Below are 22,786 nucleotides of genomic sequence, written 5' to 3'. Positions count from 1 at the left end.
AGTACCAGCGTACGGCCCACAGAATGATGTCACGCTGAAAATGCCGGCCTTTGAATGGGTTCATGTGCAGCTCCATCAGCAAAAGGGGATGATAAGTTTATCACCACCGACTATTTGCAACAGTGCCAGAAAGGTTATGTCTGGGCCTATGCCACTACACAGTACAATCCAGTTCAGGCGGTGATCTATGACTTTCAGGATAGTCGTTCAGGCCAGCATGCTGCAGAGTTCTTGAAAGGCTGGCAGGGTTATCTAGTCTGTGATGATTACAGTGGTTATAAAGCACGCTTTAAATCAGGCCAGGTCATTGAGGTGGGCTGCATGGCCCATGCACGTCGTAAATTCCATGAACTGCATGTAACTGGGAAAAGTCAGGTCGCTGAACAGGCATTAGTGCTGATTCAGAAACTGTATGCGATAGAAGCAGAGCTCAGGAAAAAGACCGATGGTACAGCGGAAGACCGCCGCGAATACCGACAACAGCATAGTCAACCAGTGATGCAACAACTATATGAATGGCTCAACCAACATCATCTGACGGTGCCATCGAGTTCTCCCACCGCCAAGGCCATCAATTACACTCTGAAGCGTTGGCCAGCTTTAAGCCGCTATTTGGATGATGGCAATCTACCGATTTGCAATAATTGGGTAGAGGTGCGACACGAAGTCGCTTAATGAAGTTGTTCCCCCTGCGGGAACCACCCGTGTCACCGGGTGAATCTAGAAGGCTGAATAAAGAGCGCCTTCGACAATGTAACGAGGCACCGCAAGGTGCGGGGTATCAATCGTGAGAGGCGTACTCTTCTGGCAGCCATAGCCGGACAAGGGCTAGATAATCGGTATGGTGAACACATGTGAATCTGCGCAACGATCGTTAAATTGAACGAGCGGAAATGGCTAATACGCTCGAACCAAAACGGTAATGGAGGTGGGAATCGCGTCTTTCTACTACGCATTGGCTTTGTTGCACAAAGATTTCATAACTATATGATTTTAAAAGTTTTGATTGTTTTTTGATCCAAAATTAAATTTATTTAAATCAGATGCTTACATATTTATGCAACAAAGCCCTTCGTAGCCTGCTTTTTCTACGGCTTTAATTAAAGTAGCGCGATCAAGTGGTTGATGCGCATAAATGACTGCTTTTTCGGTAGCCAGATTTACATGAGCCGATTCAACACCCTCAACAGATTTTAAAGCTTTTTCCACACGGCCTACACAAGAAGCACATGTCATCCCCTCAATCTCTAATGTTTCACTGTAGTGTGGCGTATCAGTCATTTCGGTACTCATATACGATCTCTATCATTTAGATATGCTGAGTTCTATATGCGAAGATCAGCTCGAACCAAGATTAGGTGGAATTCAGGGATTACTTTTATTTCAAGCAAGTACAGGTTTTATCTGTACGATGAGGAAAATAAGAGAGTAAAAGTGGTAAGGAATTCCCACTGTTACTCTAACAGAGATTAAGCAGGATCAGCTGTAAATCCACGCTCACTGAGAGTGGCAATGACTTGATCCTGACTCACCGTTGTGTTGATTTCAATAATACGGTTTTGTAAATCAATATCGAGTGAGGCATTCGAGTCGAGCTCTTTAATTGCGGTAGTAATGCCGCGTGCACAACCACCACAAGTCATATTAGCGATGTGAAATTTCATATGTTGCTCCTTTTTAACAAAACATTTGTTTAAAACATTAGAACAGTAACTCTAAACTTTCACCATACAACCAGCCTTTTTCTGAATCAGTTACTCGCTGTAACTTGGTCTGTTTACAACCTTACAGTTTTCTTCAGAGTATTCCAAAGAAGAGTGTTCTAATGACTACAGTAAATAACACTAAATATAAAAAAAATGGAAGAATAATTTACTAAGTTATTGTTTTTAAGTTGATCCTTGTTTTATATGGGGGTGATAATAACTTCTGATTACTAGTTTTTACCTTAAATATACCGATTGAAAGATTCATTTAAAGGCTATGAATACATGAGTTTTACAGTTTGGCTAGGTCAGCATGAGTACTTTTCACAAGATTTAAGATCGACCATGAACGTGATTAAGTTATAGGGGATTGATGAAATAGTTTTTATGAATTTCTGGCTTTCTGGGCTGATTTTATCAAATTCATGTCTATGCAAAATTGCGACATATTTCTCGTGCTGGTAGTTATCCAGAGTTTGGTCTGCATCTATCCATAGTGCAGACCTTTTTTTGGTGACAGTTTTTTCTTAGTGATTTTCGATCTGGATGTAGTGATTTCACGTTTGCAGAATATATCTTGGCGGTGATCCATCTAATATTCGTGATTATAAAGAGAGCTAATTCACAGGTTCTACAGATTATGTAGCGACTAACTATATCAAAGTCTATTTGCAGTTGATGGTTGGCGCTTAGTTTATATTTACGCTTAGGTTTCAGTTAAAAAATCAATATTCTGTTGAATCCGTGATTGAATCATCTGTAGGGTAGATTCTCGAATTTGATGGGGATACAGGCGCTGCGCAATTTGACTAAATTGAAGTGCAATTTCACGCATGGTCAAGATGATCTCATCGACTTCTAGAGTAGTCAGATTAGCTTCTGAAGTACCGAGTTTATGTATGTCATTTCGGGAAATATTGAGCGCTTCTCCCATAATGTCCATTTGATGATAACCACCTGGACCCTCGCAGAAGGTCACATCATAGGCTGGAGCCAATTTCCATTGACCATTTTTCTCCATGAGAAATGAAAAGTTCTTAGTATGGTCATCCCGATTATTGAAAAGCACATTAAACACAGCACGTTTAAAAGCATGCAATCTTTCTCGTACATCTTGCGTACACATCAAGGTTGCCCGGAGAAAATTGCGATAGTCTAGGCTACCTGGAACTTTATAGTCTGCTCCTGTATATGCAGCCAAACTCTGCATTGGAATCCGCATACCATTTTGACGATCGAATCGTTTAGAAGCAAAAGCCGTTAAACCATTGGGCAAATTAAAGAAATGGGTATCTGGAGTCTCAATTGCACAAAGTCGCAAACATTCTGCATAGACGGCTTCAATGGCGCAGACTTCAGGATGCTCTTGCTGAGCAGGAAACTTAATCAGCCAGGCTTCATGTTGATCAGAATCTTGAGTCGAAAACTCTAAATTGACAGGATCTCGGTAAACCAACGCTTTTGGTCTGGCACCTTGAGGGGAGCCACCCATGACCAATAAATGCTGTAGAAATTCACCACCTTCACCTTTGAGTACTTCTTGAACTTCCTGGGCCAGTTGTTGTAAAGGGATATTTTCTGAGGTTTGCATGTCAGCAACACAAGGTTCAAAGGAGAGGGCACCCATTGCGTGACTACTAATATAGGTCAGACGCTCCAAAGGTCCAATTCGTGCTGAATTTAAGCCAATTTTTTTGAAATATCGATCCATCAACATCATGCCCCAACCATCTGGTAAAGCGTCATAGACTGGACCTGGGAGTCCCATTTGATGAGTAGGAAAACCTTGTCTGAATGGTAGACCTTTTAAAGGCAGCAAGTAAGAAGAGAGCTCAACACCTTGCTGTATTGCTTCTGGACTATATTCAAAAGCAATGGTGGGTCTACCTGTCGTGGCTGTTGAACTAATCAGCGTTCCCCATAACCATGATTCGCCCCAACCGTTGTAATAAACATTAAGTCTATTGAGCATTATCCCTTCCTCTTAATACGGTGGCGCTTACTTTGACTCTCATAGCGAAGAATGTCATTCACACTGTTAAGCTGAGGTTTAAATAGTTCCTGAAGTTCGTTTAATCGACCCAAGACCATTGCAATACGGACTAAATTTTCAACAGATACATTTCGTCCCGCTTCAAGATTCGAAACTGTATTCACGCCGACACCAGCGCGTGCTGCTACCTCAGCTTGAGACATCTCCAGAAAGAGTCGTTGCTTACGTAAACGCTCACCTAAAAGAGTCACAACTTCTTCTGGTTTAGTGAAATATAAATCCATTAAATTGGGTCTTAAGAATGAATAATTTAATTAAATCACAAAATAATGGAATTAATCTATAGCTATAGTGTGGCTAAGGAGGGCTTTGTTGCACAGCACATCAGAAGGGTAGGTATAGTCCTTGGGTATCGGTTACAGAAAATCATCAGGATGTACTTTGACTGATTGTTGATACGGAGATTTCAGTATTTTCATTTTTCCTAATAGGTCACATTACTTAGAAAGGGTTCTTCGAAAATTAGTTCATACTTTAAAAATCCTATAAATATTGAGGATATTTTCTTAATGCTTTCAATATAGCATGCGGCTATATGTAACTCGAACGGGCTTAATCTGCCTTTCAGTATAAATTTTTTGGTTCTTTGCACTTTAGCGTGAAGATTGTTACGATATGGACTCATCCATGAGATAACCCGCACATGAGCGCTACCAAGAAAGCAGACAAGTAAGCCGCAGCAACCTTCGTTTTCGGTTGTTGCGGCGTTCTCAAGAACCTAGTTGCTCTGCAAGAGCGCCGCCAAATTCTTAACTTAAGGAGATGGCTTCGTGCGCTCAAAAGATTTTTCTTGGCGGTATTCTCTTCCCGCCACGCTATTGCTGTTATCACCATTCGATTTGCTGGCGTCACTGGGCATGGATATGTACCTGCCCGTGGTGCCTTTCATGGCGGATGCACTTGGGTCCGGTGCAGGGACGATCCAGCTGACGTTGACGGCATACCTGGTTTTGCTTGGAGCCGGACAGCTTCTCTTCGGCCCACTGTCGGATCGGCTGGGTCGCCGCCCCGTTTTACTTGGTGGCGGGATTGCCTATATTGCGGCTTCATTCGGCCTCACCGTAGTTTCATCGCCAGAACTTTTTCTGAGCTTCCGCGTTCTTCAGGCCTGCGGCGCTTCGGCATGTCTCGTTTCCACTTTCGCGACGGTACGCGACATCTATTCGGGCCGTGAGGAAAGCAACGTCATCTATGGCTTGCTCGGCTCTATGCTTGCGATGGTTCCTGCGATAGGCCCACTGCTAGGAGCGCTGGTCGACGCGTGGCTCGGATGGCGCGCAATCTTCGGCTTGCTAGGGATGGCAATGATAGGCGCTGTTATCGCAGCCTGGCGACTCTGGCCAGAGACTCGGCGGCACCGGACGGCAGACCTACAGTGGTCGCAGCTATTGACTCCTGTGAAACACCTGAACTTCTGGCTGTACACGCTCTGTTACAGCGCGGGGATGGGCAGCTTTTTCGTCTTTTTCTCGACCGCCCCCTGGCTAATGATGGGGAGGCAAGGGTTATCGCAACTTAGCTTCAGCTTGCTATTTGCTACAGTGGCCATCGCTATGATGGCTACAGCGCGAATCATGGGACGACTGATTCCCCGGTGGGGAAGCCTGAAGACCTTACGAGTGGGAATGGGGTGTCTGATGGCGGGAGCGCTGTTGCTCGCTGTTGGCGAGACATTGGCACCGGTCTCGGTGCTTGGCTTCATCGCCCCGATGTGGCTCGTGGGTGTTGGTATCGCCACTGCGGTATCGGTGGCACCCAATGCCGCTCTTCGAGGTTTCGATCATATCGCTGGGACCGCTACAGCAGTCTACTTCTGTTTGGGTGGACTACTGTTAGGGATTATCGGGACACTCATTATTACGCTTTTATCGACTGGTACCACCTGGCCGATCATCGCTTATTGCCTCATCCTCGCAACAGCAGTGCTTTGTCTGTCCTGCATCAATCCCAACAGACGCCATCTCAGCCAAGAAGAACATGATGCCTTGGCGCTACAAGGCACCGATAGCGCGCAATCGGTCCATGATCATGACTAGCGCTGATGTTTGGAGCCTGTTCTGGAAGGGCTTTTCGCCAGCGTCTCATGGGCTTCTAGATGAACAGACTTTGCTGATCCGTCTTACACACGACGAGGAGCATACGCCAATTTGTAGCCGATGCGATTGCCCTTGTTTCCTGGTACATGACATCAATTGGCGCCGAGTTCGCGAGTCACCAATTATGCAGTATCGCGTCGAGTTGGATGTACCTGTGCGGCGGCTGCGTTGTCCACAATGCGGTCCAACCAGAGAGCGGATCGATTGGCTACCACCGCGCTCCCGTATTACGCAATCATTGCGCAACTGGATTGAGAAATTAGTACAGATGCTGCCCGTCAGTCATGTTGCCAATCTTTTGGGCTTGCATTGGCATACAGTCAAGACTATTGACATGGAGCGGCTCAAACGTGATTTGCACGAGCCAGATCGAAGTCGATTGCGCCGCCTGATGATGGACGAATTCGCCTTGCACAAGGGTCATCGCTACGCCACGGTGGTCGCCTGTGCCGACACCCAGCAAGTGGTGTGGATTGGCGAGGGCCGCTCGCGTGAGGCGATCCGGCCGTTCTTCGAGTGGTTAGGCGATGCCCGGAACCAGATCGAGGCAGTGGCCATGGACATGAACTCAGCCTTCGATCTTGAAGTGAAGGCCCAGTGCCCCAACGCGGTGGTGGTCTACGACCTGTTCCATGTGGTGGCTAAGTATGGCCGCGAAGTGATGGATAGAGTGCGAGTTGATCAGGCCAATCAACTGCGAGATGACAAGGTCGCCCGCAAGGTGATCAAAAGCAGCCGTTGGATACTGTTACGCAATGCTGACAACCTTGAGCCCGAGCAGGCGGTCAAGCTGGACGAACTCCTGGCCGCCAATGCGTTCTTGACTACGGTGTACGTGCTCAAGGACCAACTTAAGACGCTATGGTTTGCGGAAAGCGAGACGACGGCCAGAAGCGCCTGGCGGGAATGGGCCGGCATGGCCCTCGGTAGCGGAATTGATGCTTTGGTACGATTTGCCAAGAAGCTGGAGCCATATATGGAGGGTATCGTTTCCAGTGCCCTCCACCGGCTGAACACCAGCGTGCTGGAGGGCATGAACAACCGGATCAAAGTCATTAAGCGGATGGCCTATGGATACCGCGACACGGACTACTTCTTCCTCAAGATCCGTGCTGCATTTCCCGGCAAAGTGCGATGAACTAATTTTTTGGGCGTGAGAGGGGAGAGGTGTGAGGGCAAGCAATTTATATCGTGGATACTTCTAAATTACTTATGTAATAGAAGGTGGTAAACATGGATTTAGAGGTAATAACACTAAATATAAAAAAATTGGAAGAATAATTTATTAAATTATTGTTTTTATGTGGTTATTGGTGATGTTATGAATAATAATAACTTTTTTCTTGATGAATTTTACCTAAAAAAATTGATCAGATAATTTTCTTTAAATGTCATGCATACATAAATTTGACAGTTTGAAGGGATCGGTATGTGCATTTTTCACAAGGTTAAAGATCGACCATAAATGTGATAAACGGCAGAGGATCATTGAAAAATGAATGGATTTAAACACTACATGTATGCACGAAAAAAAGTATCGCTGCGGTTCTGCTGACAGGCTGTATTGAGCATTGAATGCAAATGATGTAGTAATTGTCTACAGGCTATAGGACCAGCATGAAGAAGAATGAAATGTAGTTGCCAATTTATAACCTTGGTTGAAAAGCATAGCATTGTTATTCGGAGAAGTGAGGTAAGCCATCCTTCTCTTATTCATTTAAAATGATTCTTACTCAACTGATCTCGACTCATGGGCTGGTTCCAATTAGACGGATAATAACTTCCATCCCCTATCTTTTTCTTACCACATTTCTTGCATTTAATCCCTTCTTTGGAGATTTGATTCAGCATCACTGTTGTCGGTTGAATCAAATCAATGACATAGTTCGTTGGTTCAGGAAAAGCAGAAGAGGCTGCTTTATTGCAAAAGAGAACATTCGGATCAAATGGATTGGATTGCACAAAAGCCATGATACAGCCACAGAGTAATTCACCTGCATGTAATCTGTAACATCCATTCAGGTCATCAGACGAAGATTAATCTGAAATTTAAGCACTAAACACCATAAATCTATGTATGGGCAGACTTTTTTGAGACATATGTTGATAAACATGCGGCAAGTTACATTGCTTAAAAGTCTATCTAAGTTAACGATCTATTCAATTCTGGATAAGTAATCTGAATATTACGATCCTAAATTACCCGAAGAGTATTAAGATTTCTAAGAATCGTGATTGTTGGTTTATTTGGGAAATTAATCAGTGGATTGAAGCAAAGATGATGGCTCATTAAGGATTGTGGGCTTCGACTACTTAAATTTTAGGTATTTTGAATAAAGCATATTTCAAAAATCTTAATTAATGGATTTAAATTACCATAAAAACCTTCAATATTGGCTTGAATCCATTGTTGTTGAGAGTCAATGCGAGACCAATCAATACCATAACCACAATGAGCAATCAGATGCTCAAAGAAAATCCGTTGTGTACGTCCATTACCTTCACGGAATGGGTGTATGACATTAAGCTCACAATACAAGTCGGCAAGTTGAGGAATCAGTTGTTGTGGTGCTAAGCCTTGAAAGTATTTTTTTTCTTGAAGCGGTTTGAGTAGTTTATTGGTTTCAATTTCAATACGGGAAAAATTACAAAAACGGGTGTCACCTTTGGAAATATCGATTTGTCTTAACTTTCCTGCCCAGTCGTATAAGTCGCCAAAGAGCTGCGCATGAATTGATTTTAAGTATTGTAAGTCGTAAGGTGGTTCAGCATATTCAATTAAGTTACTTGCCAATCCAGACAGTTCTAGTTCAGCTTGTTCTAAAATTTGTTCATCACGAATATTGAGTTTGTTCTTTAGGATATTTGTGCCAGGGTAACAATACAGGCTGTCACCCATTTCCCCATATTTATCCATACATGCACCTGACTAAGATTCGGGTTGCGAATACTTCTTATATTTTTGCAAGATTTCAGCTTTACTTTGTTGAGTTGTTTGAGCTGTCGTTGTAATGCCTTCAAGCTTTAGGCTGGCTTGATAGTTTTGCGAACGTGTCGCTTGAATATATTTTCTTTTCTGTTCAGTGGTTCTGAGCATTTCGAAACTCCATTGATGCTACACGTGAAGTAAGTATAGCAGAGAATCTTTTTGATCAATGCTGCATACACAGCATTTCTAAAATGTAATACAACGGTATTGTTTCATGTAATAACAGAAAACTAAAAAAAAGTGGAAGAATTCTTAAAATTTAGACCACCCATGATAAGTAAACCATATGTATTTGTTGATAATTGTAATTTTGAGAAAATTTAGTTGATAAATTAAATGAATTTTAATATACAAAGATATGCTCATTTTTTATATCGATAAAAATGTTAAAATTTGACTATTTAGTAAAAAATATAGAGATATTTATGGGGCAATTTATCATGCCCTTTTGCTTTGAGCGACAAAATGTTCAATTTAAGATAGTAAAAATTAACTCAGAACTACTGAAAATCAAAAAGATTAAACAGAGCCAGAAAGTAGTAGTACAAGCAAAGTTCAAAATAATCTATGTGAAAATTTGGCAAAAAATATTGCTATTAATGCAAACGGAGCCAGGCTTACGTGTGCATTCTAATTATGTTGCAATCTTACAGTTGATACATAATCTTGATGATTTTATCGAAAAATCACAACAACACTTGTGCTTTGAAAGAAAAGCTCAGAAAGAACTGGATGCTAAATTTTTTGCAAGATTTTTTAAGCTAACAAAGAATTCAATAAAGGATCAACTTTTACCAAATCGTTCTGATCACAATGAATTTAAACAATGCAACGTGATAAAAATATTAAGCGAAAATGAATATGCCAAACATTGAAACACAAGAGCAATTCTTAGATTTAGCAGAAAAATATCAACAAGATTATTGTCTATTACGTGATGATATTGTAAATACACAATTTGTCGATCTATCAGATGATTTGTATAAAGATGTCTACGCTCTATACAAATTAGCACAACAAATTTATAGCTATATATCAGGCTCCAGACAGATCGGTAAGTATTCTTTTTTAGCTGCTGTGAGTTTTTTTGCATGTCCAGATTCTAGTAATACACAAGAGCTGTCATCGCAACGTTATTTGATTCTACAAGCGAGTTTTTTAACATATCGGCAGTATCAAGAATTTGCAAAAATTGATAAAGCTGAGAATAAGCAAAAACATGTTTGTGACCTATTACGCTATGTCTCACGATATGTGCTGGATTCTAATCATGCTGAATTATTTCATGAATGTAGTAAGCTGCTAAATTGTTATGTCACGTACGAACGTAATTTGAAAAAAGAGGATCGTAATCAACTTTTTAATATTAAAGATTTCGAACAAGTACAAGTCATAGAGTATTTATCGGCTCTATTAATAATTTTTAAAAGACTAGATGATCGTCGTGTAGTTCATCGTCAGCGTAAGTCAAAAAAAAGCAAAGTTTTGCAATGGCCGACGAAAAATGAACTCAAAAAATTTCGTGAAATTAAAACGGGTAAGCAAGTAGATATTGGACATAACGCAAAGATTAGTATTTATGATGCCGCTCTTCACAAAGATGAAGAGGGTGAAGTTGATCTATTAGATCCTGAAATGGAGTTTTATTCAGAAGATGAAAAGTCTAAAAATTTAAATTATATACTCAGCGATAATGCGACGCATCTAATGCGGCATCGCCAGCGCCGTCATGCTCCTTTTGTTACAAATCCACATTATTTGGCGCCAGATATACTGAAGCAAATTGTTTATGTGTTGAGAACCGAGTTATCCGGGCACTGGAGGGATGCTGCAATCGCTGCAGCATGTTTATTGTCACTTTTGACGGGATTATCACCCGTCGCACTGATGGATTTTAACGAGCTTATTCAAGATGGAATTTTGATCCAGAATGGTTCAAGTAGACGTCGCGAATATTTACTCAAATTAAATCTTAAAATTACAGAGCAGAAGATTAAGAGCTTAAATCATGTGCGGTGGAATGAAGTGATGACACATCAACTACATTTACCTTCTGCTTGGTTTGACTATATAGAACAAGCATCGAATCCACTAATTTCATCAACACACATTAATACGAAACTTAAGAATTGGCTTGATAATCGGTTTGTAGGTTCGATCACTGTAGAAAAACTGCAGGCTCAATTATATTTTCATATATATTATGAAACATATAATGAATATCTTGCTCATGTAATTGCTGGGCGGGATAGTCAGCATCACATGCCTGGTATCTATTATGGCGGGCTACCGAAAACTCAACTCAGTAGCACATATCTAGCCTTTTTAGAAAAAGCACTTACACCACATTCCACACATTTTACTGAAGACACGGCTGAACTAAAAATATTGCAACAACAATTCAAAGTGCAATCTGCATTATCTATAGGAAGGATAGGGAGCCAACTGGCACTTGAACCCAATTTTGTGAAAGAGCAATTCCATATTTTACATAGACATTGTCACGAAAACATCCAAGAAGATAAGCACATTATTAATCAACTTAATGCATATGCGTGTTGGATGTGGCATATCAGTTTGTTGAGTTTGGCAAGTCGGCCTAAAAAAAACCTGTTGGGGAATTTGGATGATTATTGTGTTGAGCTCAAGCTTTTATATGTGAATGATAAAAAAAATAGTAAAGCAAGAAAAGATGGTCGTTTTATCCCTTTATCTGATTTTTTCATAAAAACACTGCAAAATTACACTGCCTTTTTAGAACAAATTATTGAAGCGTACGGTTCATTTTTTAGACAAGTCTTTGCAAAGAAGAAGATAACTGTAAATGATCTTTTTGGTAAGGTCATTTTTAGTAAAGATATCTTGCCGATAACTGTCAAAGAATGGCAGAGCAGGAAAATTAAGTTAATCCCTTTATCGAGAAAATGGGTGAATTCATATATGCAAGGAGTCTTTCCAAAGAATATGTATTCGAATTGGTTACGTCATTTTGACATGAACTTTTTGATGCATGAGCAGCAAGAGGGTAAACCAGCATTAGCTTTTCACTTAATTCAGGCCCTGTATGGTCATGACCAACGTGACCGAGAGGCTTTTCATCCGCATTCTTCACTTATCCCGAATGTCTATGTACAGCAAGCCCGCCAGCAATTGCAAGATAATGTCAAATCTTTATCGATTAAACACTTAGAGCGAAAATAGTTGTATGCAAAAAATCAAAGAACTAATAAAACCACAACTAGATGATCTATTTGTTGATATTCATAAAATGGTGAAAAAGTCGCTAGATAGACAGCCTTCTCCACCTGAAGTATTGACGAAAGAAATGCAGCAAAAACTTGATCAGCAGATCGCTGAAAAATGGCATGACATTAAAGATAGTGTTGATTGTTTGAGTCAAAAGTTGAGCCGAGACGAACAATCAAAACTGATGCAATTTACTGAAGATGAATTTAATAAAAGAAGGAAGCAATTCAACCAGAATGTAGATAAAAAATCATACAGAATTAAGCTAAATCCACATACTAAACGGATCGTACTGCCTAGAAAAATTGAGAGTACAGAGTCACGGTTAGAACAGGGGCATCTACATATCCATGTACTTAAGGAATTAAGGCAGTATTGGCAAGATTCATTTGAATATTGGAATGAACCAAAGTACTTATGGGGAAATTTATGCTTAAGTTTTATATATATTTCAGGCTGTGCAGATGAACAGCATTTGATTGCTATTCAGAAGCAATTGCAGGAGGCCATTGAGCTTGGTACAGATCTGAATTGTTTTCGGTTATACCATTCGGACTACAAAAAAATCACTAATCCATTGTTACTACATTATCGTGTTGAAAACTCTCAATATGGCAACGATGTAGAACAGGGAAAGTTGTACCAATGGAAACATGTTTTTTTTAACCCATATGCGCAGTTCATTTTGCAATATTTAAAAAAGTTGAAAGCTGCTCAGAAAGAATTTTGTCTGCAACATTCAGTTGAAGATTGTATTTTAGAAAGCTTGAGTAAGATAGGCAGGAAAAAAAGTCTTGGGGATCTGCAATATCAAATTAAACGCCGTGGATTTCGTGCATTTAATGATGTGCAAATGGTACTCGAATTTAATCCAAACCTCAGCATAGATATATTTTTGAGTAATGTGCTTCAGCAAGAGATTAATACTGTTGCTTTAAGGCCATCCGAATTTAGATTGCTGTGGAATAATGATTACAATCAAGTCACAGAACCAGATAATCGCCCTATTCATTTTGAACAAGAGCAGTTACTTCCTGAAGTTCCGACTGTTCAAAGCAAATTACAAACGATTCCGTATGAGTTGATGTTGTTTGGTCAAAAGAAACGTAAAGGTCAAAAAGTTGAGCGTTTAGATAAAAAGAGGAATAAAGAAGAACGCACGCTACGTTTTTGGCAAGAAACTAGAAGGGTGTTAGAGGAGAAGATAGTTGATGCTAATACGGAGGAAAAGTCTTTAATTGATGCTCAACTACGCTTAATTCACTGGTTAATGCATTTAAAAAAACGAGGGCTTCAATTATCAACTATTGAAAGCTACTTAGGATCGTTTGGCAAAGAATTTATATTTGAGATTTGGCTCAATAAATTAGATTTAAAGCAACAATCCATAGATGACTATGAGGATTTATATCGGCAGCTATTGAAATACAGCAGTGAACGTGATGAAAAAGCAGTTCAACGAGATTCGGTGAAAGGAAAAACCTCTCGTAAGATGCACCAAAGCGCAGAATACCGTTTTGGTCGCCTAAAAGATTTTCATCAATTCTGTATAGAGAATTATGATGCTCCAGGGGTATTGGTGTTACAGAATTCAAGTTTTAAGCATTTACAAATTTGCAATGCACGGCTAGTGAGTCCTTTGCTATTTGGCAAATTATTGGAAAAACTAGAAAATTTAAGTCAAGAGCCAACGGCATCAGAGTGGGTCGATCATCTGAGTTGTTTAAAGCTGATGTATTTACTAAGTTATAGAACTGGACTTCGATTAAATGAAGTTCGTTGTCTTAAAATACAAGATATTATTTGCCCAGAGCTACTTTATAAAGAAAAAGAAAATACAGTTTTTAATAATATCACGCTTCATATCCAAGACAATTCATATCGCCGTCTGAAAACGCGAAGTGCGAATCGTCAAATACCATTGAAAATTGCATTGTCAGAACATGAGTTTTTAGTAGTACAACGTTACATACAACATCGTTATGAGCAATATTTGGTTAATCAGCAGGATGATCTACTTTTTAGTGTGAATCATCGTGTATTAACTGATCAATGTATCAGCAAAATTACAGTAGATTTGTTTAGTCAAATATTAGGTATGCATCATGGCTTTAGTTTTCATACATTACGCCACAGTGCTGCTAACTATCTAGCAATAACTTTGCTCGGTTCAAAAGAAATGATCAAGACCTACACAGATTGTCCTTGGGTAAAAGCAAAAAAGATGAGGGATTTATTGTTTGGTATGAAAGCACGTGCTCAAGAAGAGATTATTCAACATAAATGGCAGGTGCTCGCCTCTTGGATGGGGCATAGCAGTATTGAGCAAACGGCTTCAAATTACCTTCATGTTTTGGATTTATTAGCAGTCGATCGAATTTATAATTCGCCGTGTATCATTTCAAAAAAAGTATTAGAACAGTGTTTTAGTCCAGTGAAGTCAAGTACAGACTACATAAACCTAAATCGTTATACTCAGCAGCAGAAATGGTTTAATTCTTATCAGCAAACACAGCCAGTTACGATGGCTGGCCGACAAGAAAAGAAGTTTAGTATAGAGAAGAGTACTCTGACACCTTTTCAACGTTTGATAAGTTTTAGAGAAGGTCGATTAAGCGAAGATACCCAAGCTCAAGAATGGATGCAACGATGTCAATGGATGAGCACTAAATGGATGGATCGCCAAAAATTTAATTTAAAAACGAATTATGTTTATAGTAAGAATTTAGAAGAGAGTTGGTTTGATGAACTTTACGAAAAGGCTAAAAAACTGACTCGTCCAGATGAAATAATTCCTCTCCTTGATTTTCATTATAAAGATGATAGGCAGCAAGATGCACTGAAAGAAAAGAACATGGTTAAGGCGCTTAAAATATTATTATTATTTGGAAAACTGCGTAAGAATTTTCTACATTTTCAATGCCGAATGAAAGGTGATGAGCAACAAATTGTTAATTTTATTACTGGTATAGAGCCAATGTTAGGAGATCATCTGTATTTAGAAAAACAAAACTACCCAGTTAATTTGGATGCTCCTGAGCGAACCGTTAAATTTAGTTTTCAAAGAGTTGTCGGCTCTAACAAAAAAAATGTTACTCCGCTGGTTATATTTAATTTAATGTTAAAAATGATGCAAAAAGATGAACTCTGGATCAAATAGCCTAAGCATGTTAAAGGGGAATTGTTTAGAAATTTCCCTGTTTATAAGTAAACTGCCTTTATGAAAAGCACCATGCTGACTTGGATTAATAAGCGGAATGTAGTATCACAGTTTGATCGCTGGATTTACGAAAATGGTGTGAAGATTAGCGGTATGGTAAATCGATGAGCTAAAGTGTTGTAGTCCAAACTCGATCTGACAATTACCCATTTTTTAGTGTGCCCGTCAGGTTAAATTTGAACTGAATTTTTCTCAGCCCAAATTCATTTCCAATCAAGTTATGTTTCAAGTGGCGTGCGAACACTGCACAATTTAATTCACGGTGCCTAAGACAGGTATCAACTTCGGACCAGCCATTCTAGCTTTGCTAATGATTTCCACCAGCTCATCATAAGTCAGTTCAAACTTATCCTCACTATCAAATACATAGACCATATTCTTGCCTTCATGTTCAGGTGGAGTAGGTGGTACAAATCGTTTCGGGATAAGAATTTGTGCGAGTTGTTCGTCAGTTAATTTAAATAAGTGCATGTTTTTATCCTACTGTTCCTTAAAATGTATTCAAACATACTCAAGGACTAATTCGCACTCTGTTAATGTCTTGTTGCCAAGCGTGTAACTAGAGCCTGAGTCGGTCAGTTCCGACTTGTAGCGGTCAGTCCGTTCTTGCAATATACGCTTTACAGTTTTGTAAGGCGTATAACGACTTATCTCATTGTCGTTTAATCTTGCAAGCACGTTTCTCGCAGCATTCCAATCAGCTTGCACAACTTCCCCATTGAAACGGTGAAAACGATCTCCCTTACGTGTACCTATTAAAAGGCCATGCAAGAAAGAATCACTTTGCGAAGTATATGCAGAATTGACTAGATGCACCGTAGAACCTCTACGGTGAGATATAGAAGTTAGGGCATTAGCTAACAAACCTTTAGCCCATGTATTTAAGCGTCTATTGGTGTTTTTGCCATAGTTGCGTTTACTTTGAATTGGGGATGTTAAATCTTCCGCAACAATCACTTTGGCTTTATCAACCAACTTGTGAGTTGCTGTAAATATTAATGTTTTGAGCTTTGCTTTTTGAGTATCTTGTCGCTTATCTAGTTTTTTTCGACCTAGATTATTTAACTCAATTTTCTGTTTCTTGTGTGGTTTAGCTTTAGCAATCGCTCTGAGCTTGTTTCTGTGCTTGTACTTTTGATTTAAATAATCTGATTCACTTGAGATCAGCTTGCCTAGACCACTCCCATATACATCGCCATCAGAGTCCACAAAAGCTTCTGAGTACCCTTTATCAACACCTACGGTTTCCTGACCACAATCCTGTGTTTCAACTGCATCATAAGTTGAGTGAACTTCAACATTACCGTTTTTTAGAATGATTCTAAGTGTGCCTTGTGGCGCAAAATCAACAGTCGTATTTAATGGGATTTTAATGGTTTGTCGAGGGATTAGGCTTGGTACTTTAAGCCAACATTGACCATTTAACTCAAAGGTTTTACACATATCCGCACGAACAATAATTTGATTATGTGTGTGATTAACACCATGCTTAAAGTGATTACGCATTTGACGATGGAGGAAATTATCAGTCATCCATTCATCTTTTTTAAGCAAGGTGTATAGTCTTTTTTGTTCATTATTACAGGAGGTGCGTTTTCGGATCGCCTGCTTTACTTTGTCTTTTGATGCTTCTCGATAGGCTTTAATATCACCTATGCAATCACGTAGCGTTTCTTTCCACGCATTTGCAGAAACACCAAAGTCACGACTTTCTTTCATCCACGCATCACGAATAGCTCTGTCACTGATATTCAAACCTGAAATAGCACCATATTTAGCCCACACCTCGCTACGAATACGACCAAGTAAAACAGCTTGTTTCTCAAGCTGTTTGTACTTTTGCACATTCAAGTTTTTACAATGGTGGATGCGTGTTAATTTCACAAAGTCATGCCTAGGTTAAGGGATTGGATAATCAATAGATATGGATGCTAATATACCAAGACACTCACCTAAAATACAAAAGATAATCATTTAAATCTCTAATAAATACCCACCTTGCCACTACTGAATCGACATAGACAAAATGAGAACTTATGCAAATATTTGTCTATATTTTTAGTTATAGTTAATTACTCTCGTAAAACAGCTGACGAAGTCCGAGATAGAATCATTGCGTCAAAACAAACGTGATGCTTATGCACTTATGATGAAAATGAATTAATTATTATTTAATTAAGTTAAAAGACTGCTATATAGCGGTCTTTTTTGTTTTTGAGCTCTACAAATTTTAATGAGTACATATAGTTACTTTTATAAAAATGATAATAAAGGGTAGAGGAGGTCATCTAAGAATTTAAAGCACAAGACTTATTTAACATTGATGACAGAAAAAGTGAGTTGTTGGGAACTTAAAGAAGAGGTGGTACTTATAATGGTTACTAAAATACAAATACTTAAAATATTAAATATATAAAACAATATATTACAAATATATATGATGCGTAGTGTACGCATCATACATAAAGCGTTCTATTTTGATATAATTGATCCAATCAACCCATTGTTAGGTTTCATTTAAATTCCATGAGTCTTACTGAAATTAAAGTTCGCCAAGCTCATTGTAAGGAAAAAACCAGTTTTTTATCCGATGAAGATGGGCTTAGCCTGAAGATTGAGCCGAGTGGAAGAAAATCTTGGTGCTATCGCTATACAGATCCACAAACTAAAAAACGTCGACGCATTCAGTTAGGTCGTTATCCTGATTTATCGCTGAAAAAGGCACGACAAGTCAGAGATGACTTTAAAGACAATGATTTCTGTTTTGAACAAGATACTGCCTCTAATGTCATCACCTTTGGTAAGGTCGGGGAGGAGTGGTTACAGTTCAAACTGAAAAATGCCTTCAACGATCTACCCCGCTGTGGTGTACTACAGTTAGCAGAAAGATGCTTACAGCAAGATATTTATCCAGACCTTCAGGATCTACCTTTTCAAAACATCAAGCGTTATGACCTGGTTTCAGTAATCAAAAAAATAGAGGGACGCCAAGTAAAAGAACCTGTCAAGAAAGCTTGTAGTTATTTGAACCAAATTTATGACTACGCTGTAGCGATGGGTTATTGTGAATTCAACATCGCGCATGGTTTAAATAAAATCGCCATTAACAGTAAAATCAAGAAAAATTATCCGTATTTGAAAGCGGAGGATATATCTGATTTTAAGTATAAATTACAAAAATTGGATGCCCATCCGATTATTAAAAAAGCACTGCTGTTCAAATTACATACTGGCGTGCGAGGGGCTGAATTGTTATTGGCTGAGCCTCATCATTTTGATTTAAATGAAAAAGTCTGGAAAATACCTGCCTTGCATATTAAACAGTTTCGACGAAAAGTCATATTAGGCCATGAGATTCCCGACTTCTTAGTTCCACTTTCAGATCAGGCTTTAGATATTTTAAAAGACGTCATGCAATGGTCATACGGTGAAAAGTACATTTTTGCTAGCCCACGGAAACATAATCAACCGATTCATTTTAATACATTAAATATGGCTATACGTAAGATGGGCTATGGAAAACATCAATTATCCTCTCATGGACTACGTTCCACTTTTAGTACCATTTTGAATGACTCAGGTTTGTTCCAGGATAACTGGATTGAGGCACAACTTTCACATATTGATAAGAACCGTACCCGTGCCAGCTATAATCACGCTGACTATTTAGCCCAGCGGACTGAAATGATGCAGTGGTGGGGTGATTATTTAAGTACTGCTAAGTGAAAATCGTACTTTTATACATAGACTTAAAACATTATGGGGTTTCAAATGGATAGTAAACAATATACTTGCCGTGTTACATGGTCAGCAGAATATAATGAGTATGTTGGGTTGTTCGAACCACAAGCACTAGCCATTTGTTGTAATTCAGCTTTAAGCGCCCTTAATTCTTTCATGCGTTTATTCACTAGTGCAAGTTGCTGATCAATTAATGCATTAACGCTAGAGCAGCTTTCTTCTGGCTTATTTTTTAATTCGATAAGACGTTTAATATCATTGAGTGATATATCTAGGCTGCGACAATGCTTTACGAATTCCAATTGTTTAAGTGCTTTGCTATCATACAGCCTGAAATTACCTTCTGAACGATTTGGATTTAACAGAAATCCTTCTCTTTCATAATATCTAATCGTTTGTATTGAACAGCCCGATTTTTTTGACAATTCGCCTATTTTCATCAATTTCCCCCAGACATTTGACTCTATAGTTACTATAGAGTCTATAGTATAAGTATGCAACGAAAAGGATATATAAAAAATGACTGAGAAATATTTAAACAATACGAATATCGTTAATTTTGAACACAAAGATATCCAATCCTTGATCGATCAACGTAGGTGGAAAAACTTGGATAACTTCAACAAAATTGGTGCCGCTTATCAGTTTGTAAAAGATGAGATTTTCTTTGGTTATAATGAAAGCGATGATATTGCAGCAAGCGATGTGCTAGCAGATGGTTATGGACAATGTAATACTAAGGGTAATCTGTTAATGGCACTATTGCGTGGACTAGGCATTCAATGCCGATTTCATGGGTTTACCATAGACCAGCAACTACAAAAAGGTGCTATCCCAAGCTATGTATTTTGGTTAGCACCTAAATACATCATTCATAGTTGGGTAGAAGTTTACTTTGAAGGGCGTTGGATAAACTTAGAGGGCTTTATATTGGATGAGCAATACTTAAGCTCTCTACAGGAGAAATTTGACCAAGTAAAAGATGATTTTTGTGGTTATGGTGTTGCAACAAAGTGCTTTTCATCACCAGATACAGATTGGCGTGGAGAAAATACCTATATTCAAAAAGAAGGTATTCATGATGACTTTGGGCTTTATGATTCCCCTGATGAGTTCTATCTCGAAAAAGGGACTAACTTGTCGGGGTTCAAACGCTGGATATATCAACGCTTGATACGTCACTTGATTAATATGAATGTATCAAAACTAAGAAATAGAAAAGTACTAGAGGTACAAAATGCACAACCATAATCATAGTCATCAACATGGTAAAGATGACCGTATTGGTTGGGCATTTTTCCTTAATGTGACATTCACTATTATCGAATTTATAGGTGGTTGGCTCACTAACAGTACGGCGATAATGGCAGATGCAGTTCACGATCTTGGTGATAGTCTTTCAATAGGTTTTGCGTGGATTTTAAGTCGTTTTTCAGATAAAGAAGCATCAGATAAGTTTAGTTATGGTTATCGTAGACTTACTCTCTTTGGCGCATTGATAAACAGTATTGTTTTAATCATTGGCTCAATTTGGATTTTATTTGAAGCAATTCCAAAGCTGTCCAATCCTGAAATGCCTGTAGTCGAGGGGATGTTAGGGCTAGCGATACTCGGCGTTGCCGTTAACGGATATGCTGTATTAAAATTAAAAGCGGGTGAAACATTAAATGAGAAAGTGCTGACATGGCACCTTCTTGAAGATGTACTTGGATGGGTTGCCGTTCTTATAGTCTCTATCGTACTGTTGTTCGCTGAACTGCCGATATTAGATCCCCTTTTATCAATAGGGTTCACGCTGTTCATCTTGTTTAATGTTTTCAAAAACCTGAAATCAACACTCGTTTTATTTCTTCAAGCTGCACCCGATAAAGAGACTCAAAAGCGTATTAAACTATCACTAATGGAATTTCCTGAAGTTAATGGTATCCACCACATGCACTTTTGGTCACTAGATGGTGAAAGTCACGTTTTAACAGCGCACCTTGAGCTGAGTGACAACTTTGACGTTAAAGAATTAATTAGGCTTAAACAAGAAGTTGCAGCTAAATTATCTTCCTATCATTTATCGCATACAACGATAGAGTTTGAGTTTTTAAATGAAAATTGTCGGGATGAAGCGCAGTAAGCTTTATCAATAAAATGTTGGGCATACAATATTAAAAGCAGCTTAATTAGGCATAACCTAGTAATTAAGCTGCTTTTTTTGATTTTAAATTTCGTCGGATTGCTGTTTGCTACTCTCAGAGCCATGCGCCCATTGATATAAAATAGGCAATACAAACAAAGTTAAAATTGTAGAAGATACAATACCGCCGATAACAACTGTTGCTAGTGGTCGTTGTACTTCTGCACCAATTCCAGTGTTTAACGCCATTGGAATAAAACCTAAACTTGCGACCAGTGCCGTCATTAAAATAGGTCTTAAACGAATGATGTGCTGAGTTTCCATCATTGTCTTGGCTTGATGCGGATCAGTCTAAAGCATTCTCAGGAATAGAGGAGCTCGTTGCTGATGTTGTCGCTGATATGATTAGCAATAATGAAAAAGTTCCTACACCACTCTCCGGGAAAATATAGTAGGCAGTTTGTTGTCCTTGTTCTCAGTGGTTCAACAAAAACTAGCCCTCGAAGCCGCAGAACGTGGCGTGGACATAAATTGTTTAGTATCAGTAAAAAGAGCGATGTAATTTTAGTACGAGTGAGTGATAGAGCAGGAACCTATGCTTCATATATTCAGTAAATGGTATGTTTTTGAATTAATAGGTATTTTTAAATAAAGCTTTCTTTGATTTAGTGCTTTTTATTTAATAAATTAATTTTAAAAACAACTTAGGCTAATTGATAAACACTATCTGGAAAGATTAAAAGAAAATATTTTTTAATTTCTGCTAATTCATTTAAGGCAGGTTCCCTTTCAAGCAGTTGAAATGTCCAAATAAGTACAGCCTGATGATTATCATAGCAAGTATTTACTCCAAGAAAATTAGCCATTCCATAACTTCTATTGATGTTCATTTCTTTAATTAATTGATTTCCTAAGTCACGAGCTTGCTGGCTGATCAATAACTCATTTGGTAACACGGCGGTCATCTCCACAAAATAATCTAATGCAGGTTCAATCCTTATATTTAAAAAGTTATAATTTAGTTGAAATGGATAAAATATACTTTCTATAAGTTGTAATAACCTGCTGTAGGTTAATTTTAGCAAAGTATTACTCAGTCAACAACTTCAAATAACCCACAGCAAGTTATTTTTTGTAAATTAATTTAAATATGATTACTTGTAAGTTATCTAGCCTCATGGGCGATAGAAAAATTTTAAAATTAAGTGAAGTGGTGCATGCAACAGGTATCAATCGCAACACGCTCACAAGTATGTATTATGACCGTGCTGTACGTATTGAATTACCAGTCGCCGATAAGTTGTGTAAGTACTTTAACTGTACGATGAATGATTTGTTTGAGTTTAAGGAAGAAGTTGAAGAAAAAGATTAACTTAATACTTCGTTTGATAAGTTTTTCGAAGAAAAAGACTAGCCAATACTTAGTTTGATAAGTTTTTCTCTGCAGATCTAATATTGAATTTTATAAAATATCATTACAAACAGAGGTGGTTCCACTTGTTTGAACAACTAAAAGCGTATTTATAAGTGATATTCCGCTCTAGTTAAGCCACCTTGTTTTGTTGGGGTAGCTGATCATAGTAAAACTCATTTGGTGTCATTTTGTCTAG

At 38.6% G+C, this 22,786-nt stretch carries 20 protein-coding genes and 4 pseudogenes; 12 read left to right on the top strand and 12 right to left on the bottom strand.

Annotated features, from left to right (window positions below; translation table 11 throughout):
• Nucleotides 1-126 precede the first annotated feature (126 nt).
• Nucleotides 127-654: pseudogene (locus tag FTU12_RS15400) on the top strand (IS66 family transposase); the annotation flags it as partial.
• A gap of 417 nt (nt 655-1,071) precedes the next feature.
• On the opposite strand, the pseudogene FTU12_RS15395 reads toward FTU12_RS15400, so the two are convergent.
• The 4 genes and pseudogenes from FTU12_RS15395 to FTU12_RS15380 all read right to left on the bottom strand — a co-directional run.
• A pseudogene (locus FTU12_RS15395) lies at nt 1,072-1,293 on the bottom strand (cation transporter); the annotation flags it as partial.
• A gap of 176 nt (nt 1,294-1,469) precedes the next feature.
• Nucleotides 1,470-1,664 (bottom strand): heavy-metal-associated domain-containing protein, encoded by a 195-nt coding sequence (locus FTU12_RS15390; RefSeq protein WP_179990953.1) that lies wholly within the window; start codon nt 1,662-1,664, stop codon nt 1,470-1,472.
• 748 nt (nt 1,665-2,412) lie between these two features.
• Nucleotides 2,413-3,678, bottom strand: a complete 1,266-nt coding sequence (locus FTU12_RS15385; protein ID WP_000934717.1) for a type II toxin-antitoxin system HipA family toxin — start codon at nt 3,676-3,678, stop codon at nt 2,413-2,415.
• A complete protein-coding gene (locus FTU12_RS15380) occupies nt 3,678-3,983 on the bottom strand; it encodes a helix-turn-helix domain-containing protein (RefSeq protein WP_000366814.1) in 306 nt (101 codons plus the stop codon). Before FTU12_RS15380 ends, FTU12_RS15385 begins: the two co-directional genes overlap by 1 nt.
• Before the next feature lie 546 nt (nt 3,984-4,529).
• Between FTU12_RS15380 and cml the strand changes: the two genes are divergently transcribed.
• A complete protein-coding gene (cml, locus tag FTU12_RS15375; protein WP_020753574.1) occupies nt 4,530-5,795 on the top strand; it encodes a CmlA/FloR family chloramphenicol efflux MFS transporter in 1,266 nt (421 codons plus the stop codon).
• A complete protein-coding gene (locus FTU12_RS15370) occupies nt 5,788-6,993 on the top strand; it encodes an ISL3 family transposase (RefSeq protein ID WP_020753573.1) in 1,206 nt (401 codons plus the stop codon). The genes cml and FTU12_RS15370 overlap by 8 nt, the downstream gene beginning before the upstream one ends.
• A gap of 575 nt (nt 6,994-7,568) precedes the next feature.
• On the opposite strand, the gene FTU12_RS15365 is transcribed toward FTU12_RS15370, so the two are convergent.
• The 3 genes from FTU12_RS15365 to FTU12_RS15355 all read right to left on the bottom strand — a co-directional run bounded on the left by FTU12_RS15365 (nt 7,569) and on the right by FTU12_RS15355 (nt 8,952).
• Nucleotides 7,569-7,826: a hypothetical protein gene (locus FTU12_RS15365; protein WP_004726728.1), complete on the bottom strand. Its 258-nt coding sequence runs from the start codon at nt 7,824-7,826 to the stop codon at nt 7,569-7,571.
• 349 nt (nt 7,827-8,175) lie between these two features.
• Nucleotides 8,176-8,772: a putative adenosine monophosphate-protein transferase Fic gene (locus FTU12_RS15360; RefSeq protein ID WP_179990952.1), complete on the bottom strand. Its 597-nt coding sequence runs from the start codon at nt 8,770-8,772 to the stop codon at nt 8,176-8,178.
• 12 nt (nt 8,773-8,784) lie between these two features.
• Nucleotides 8,785-8,952 carry a YhfG family protein gene (locus FTU12_RS15355; RefSeq protein WP_000946583.1) on the bottom strand — a complete coding sequence of 56 codons (168 nt, stop codon included), beginning with the start codon at nt 8,950-8,952 and terminating at the stop codon, nt 8,785-8,787.
• 317 nt (nt 8,953-9,269) lie between these two features.
• Here FTU12_RS15355 and FTU12_RS15350 point away from each other — a divergent pair, with 317 nt between their 5' ends.
• From FTU12_RS15350 to FTU12_RS16675, 4 genes are read left to right on the top strand one after another with little or no spacing between them, the layout of a single operon-like run.
• Nucleotides 9,270-9,719, top strand: coding sequence for a hypothetical protein (locus tag FTU12_RS15350; protein ID WP_127800793.1), 450 nt, complete (start codon nt 9,270-9,272; stop codon nt 9,717-9,719).
• Complete coding sequence (locus FTU12_RS15345) at nt 9,706-12,045, top strand: hypothetical protein (RefSeq protein WP_127800787.1); 2,340 nt, start codon at nt 9,706-9,708, stop codon at nt 12,043-12,045. The genes FTU12_RS15350 and FTU12_RS15345 overlap by 14 nt, the downstream gene beginning before the upstream one ends.
• A gap of 4 nt (nt 12,046-12,049) precedes the next feature.
• The gene (locus tag FTU12_RS15340) at nt 12,050-15,250 is read left to right on the top strand and encodes a site-specific integrase (RefSeq protein WP_127800785.1); all 3,201 of its coding nucleotides are present in this window, start codon (nt 12,050-12,052) and stop codon (nt 15,248-15,250) included.
• A 60-nt stretch (nt 15,251-15,310) separates the two neighbouring features.
• On the top strand, nt 15,311-15,418 hold the full coding sequence (locus FTU12_RS16675) for a hypothetical protein (protein WP_372551473.1): 108 nt from the start codon (nt 15,311-15,313) through the stop codon (nt 15,416-15,418).
• A 144-nt stretch (nt 15,419-15,562) separates the two neighbouring features.
• Here FTU12_RS16675 and FTU12_RS15335 read toward each other — a convergent pair whose 3' ends face one another.
• Nucleotides 15,563-15,781 carry a hypothetical protein gene (locus FTU12_RS15335; protein WP_000550047.1) on the bottom strand — a complete coding sequence of 73 codons (219 nt, stop codon included), beginning with the start codon at nt 15,779-15,781 and terminating at the stop codon, nt 15,563-15,565.
• Nucleotides 15,782-15,811: 30 nt separating this feature from the next.
• Nucleotides 15,812-17,194 (bottom strand): IS200/IS605 family accessory protein TnpB-related protein, encoded by a 1,383-nt coding sequence (locus FTU12_RS15330; protein ID WP_159153749.1) that lies wholly within the window; start codon nt 17,192-17,194, stop codon nt 15,812-15,814.
• A 642-nt stretch (nt 17,195-17,836) separates the two neighbouring features.
• Here FTU12_RS15330 and FTU12_RS15325 point away from each other — a divergent pair.
• A complete protein-coding gene (locus FTU12_RS15325; RefSeq protein WP_005245164.1) occupies nt 17,837-19,036 on the top strand; it encodes an integrase arm-type DNA-binding domain-containing protein in 1,200 nt (399 codons plus the stop codon).
• A gap of 41 nt (nt 19,037-19,077) precedes the next feature.
• Here the strand turns inward: FTU12_RS15325 and FTU12_RS15320 are convergent, their stop codons facing one another.
• Nucleotides 19,078-19,491 carry a Cd(II)/Pb(II)-responsive transcriptional regulator gene (locus FTU12_RS15320; protein WP_179989169.1) on the bottom strand — a complete coding sequence of 138 codons (414 nt, stop codon included), beginning with the start codon at nt 19,489-19,491 and terminating at the stop codon, nt 19,078-19,080.
• 79 nt (nt 19,492-19,570) lie between these two features.
• Here FTU12_RS15320 and FTU12_RS15315 point away from each other — a divergent pair, with 79 nt between their 5' ends.
• Both FTU12_RS15315 and FTU12_RS15310 read left to right on the top strand, forming a co-directional pair.
• Nucleotides 19,571-20,302, top strand: coding sequence for a transglutaminase family protein (locus FTU12_RS15315; protein ID WP_005245162.1), 732 nt, complete (start codon nt 19,571-19,573; stop codon nt 20,300-20,302).
• The gene (locus FTU12_RS15310) at nt 20,289-21,176 is read left to right on the top strand and encodes a cation diffusion facilitator family transporter (RefSeq protein ID WP_127800877.1); all 888 of its coding nucleotides are present in this window, start codon (nt 20,289-20,291) and stop codon (nt 21,174-21,176) included. The genes FTU12_RS15315 and FTU12_RS15310 overlap by 14 nt, the downstream gene beginning before the upstream one ends.
• An 84-nt stretch (nt 21,177-21,260) precedes the next feature.
• Here FTU12_RS15310 and FTU12_RS15305 read toward each other — a convergent pair.
• Nucleotides 21,261-21,485, bottom strand: a pseudogene (locus FTU12_RS15305) (efflux RND transporter permease subunit); the annotation flags it as partial.
• Between FTU12_RS15305 and FTU12_RS15300 the strand changes: the two are divergent.
• Nucleotides 21,485-21,628, top strand: a pseudogene (locus tag FTU12_RS15300) (antitoxin HicB); the annotation flags it as partial. The pseudogenes FTU12_RS15305 and FTU12_RS15300 overlap by 1 nt on opposite strands.
• 252 nt (nt 21,629-21,880) lie before the next feature.
• Here the strand turns inward: FTU12_RS15300 and FTU12_RS15295 are convergent.
• The gene (locus FTU12_RS15295) at nt 21,881-22,132 is read right to left on the bottom strand and encodes a hypothetical protein (RefSeq protein WP_004658363.1); all 252 of its coding nucleotides are present in this window, start codon (nt 22,130-22,132) and stop codon (nt 21,881-21,883) included.
• Nucleotides 22,133-22,326: 194 nt separating this feature from the next.
• Between FTU12_RS15295 and FTU12_RS15290 the strand changes: the two genes are divergently transcribed.
• Nucleotides 22,327-22,548, top strand: coding sequence for a helix-turn-helix transcriptional regulator (locus FTU12_RS15290; protein ID WP_004658364.1), 222 nt, complete (start codon nt 22,327-22,329; stop codon nt 22,546-22,548).
• The last annotated feature ends 238 nt before the right edge of the window (nt 22,549-22,786 follow it).

Origin of the sequence: Acinetobacter sp. YH12063, assembly GCF_013419715.1 — a bacterium.
Classification (GTDB): domain Bacteria; phylum Pseudomonadota; class Gammaproteobacteria; order Pseudomonadales; family Moraxellaceae; genus Acinetobacter; species Acinetobacter amyesii.
This window is presented reverse-complemented; position numbering and strand designations above follow the sequence as displayed.

Excerpts from the sequence above, each read along its gene's own strand:
- FTU12_RS15390 (WP_179990953.1), bottom strand. The coding sequence starts at position 1,664 with ATGAAATTTCACATCGCTAATATGACTTGTGGTGGTTGTGCACGCGGC.
- FTU12_RS15385 (WP_000934717.1), bottom strand. The coding sequence starts at position 3,678 with ATGCTCAATAGACTTAATGTTTATTACAACGGTTGGGGCGAATCATGG.
- FTU12_RS15380 (WP_000366814.1), bottom strand. The coding sequence starts at position 3,983 with ATGGATTTATATTTCACTAAACCAGAAGAAGTTGTGACTCTTTTAGGT.
- FTU12_RS15370 (WP_020753573.1), top strand. The coding sequence starts at position 5,788 with ATGACTAGCGCTGATGTTTGGAGCCTGTTCTGGAAGGGCTTTTCGCCA.
- FTU12_RS15365 (WP_004726728.1), bottom strand. The coding sequence starts at position 7,826 with ATGGCTTTTGTGCAATCCAATCCATTTGATCCGAATGTTCTCTTTTGC.
- FTU12_RS15360 (WP_179990952.1), bottom strand. The coding sequence starts at position 8,772 with ATGGATAAATATGGGGAAATGGGTGACAGCCTGTATTGTTACCCTGGC.
- FTU12_RS15355 (WP_000946583.1), bottom strand. The coding sequence starts at position 8,952 with ATGCTCAGAACCACTGAACAGAAAAGAAAATATATTCAAGCGACACGT.
- FTU12_RS15350 (WP_127800793.1), top strand. The coding sequence starts at position 9,270 with ATGGGGCAATTTATCATGCCCTTTTGCTTTGAGCGACAAAATGTTCAA.
- FTU12_RS15345 (WP_127800787.1), top strand. The coding sequence starts at position 9,706 with ATGCCAAACATTGAAACACAAGAGCAATTCTTAGATTTAGCAGAAAAA.
- FTU12_RS15340 (WP_127800785.1), top strand. The coding sequence starts at position 12,050 with ATGCAAAAAATCAAAGAACTAATAAAACCACAACTAGATGATCTATTT.
- FTU12_RS16675 (WP_372551473.1), top strand. The coding sequence starts at position 15,311 with ATGAAAAGCACCATGCTGACTTGGATTAATAAGCGGAATGTAGTATCA.
- FTU12_RS15335 (WP_000550047.1), bottom strand. The coding sequence starts at position 15,781 with ATGCACTTATTTAAATTAACTGACGAACAACTCGCACAAATTCTTATC.
- FTU12_RS15325 (WP_005245164.1), top strand. The coding sequence starts at position 17,837 with ATGAGTCTTACTGAAATTAAAGTTCGCCAAGCTCATTGTAAGGAAAAA.
- FTU12_RS15320 (WP_179989169.1), bottom strand. The coding sequence starts at position 19,491 with ATGAAAATAGGCGAATTGTCAAAAAAATCGGGCTGTTCAATACAAACG.
- FTU12_RS15315 (WP_005245162.1), top strand. The coding sequence starts at position 19,571 with ATGACTGAGAAATATTTAAACAATACGAATATCGTTAATTTTGAACAC.
- FTU12_RS15310 (WP_127800877.1), top strand. The coding sequence starts at position 20,289 with ATGCACAACCATAATCATAGTCATCAACATGGTAAAGATGACCGTATT.
- FTU12_RS15290 (WP_004658364.1), top strand. The coding sequence starts at position 22,327 with ATGATTACTTGTAAGTTATCTAGCCTCATGGGCGATAGAAAAATTTTA.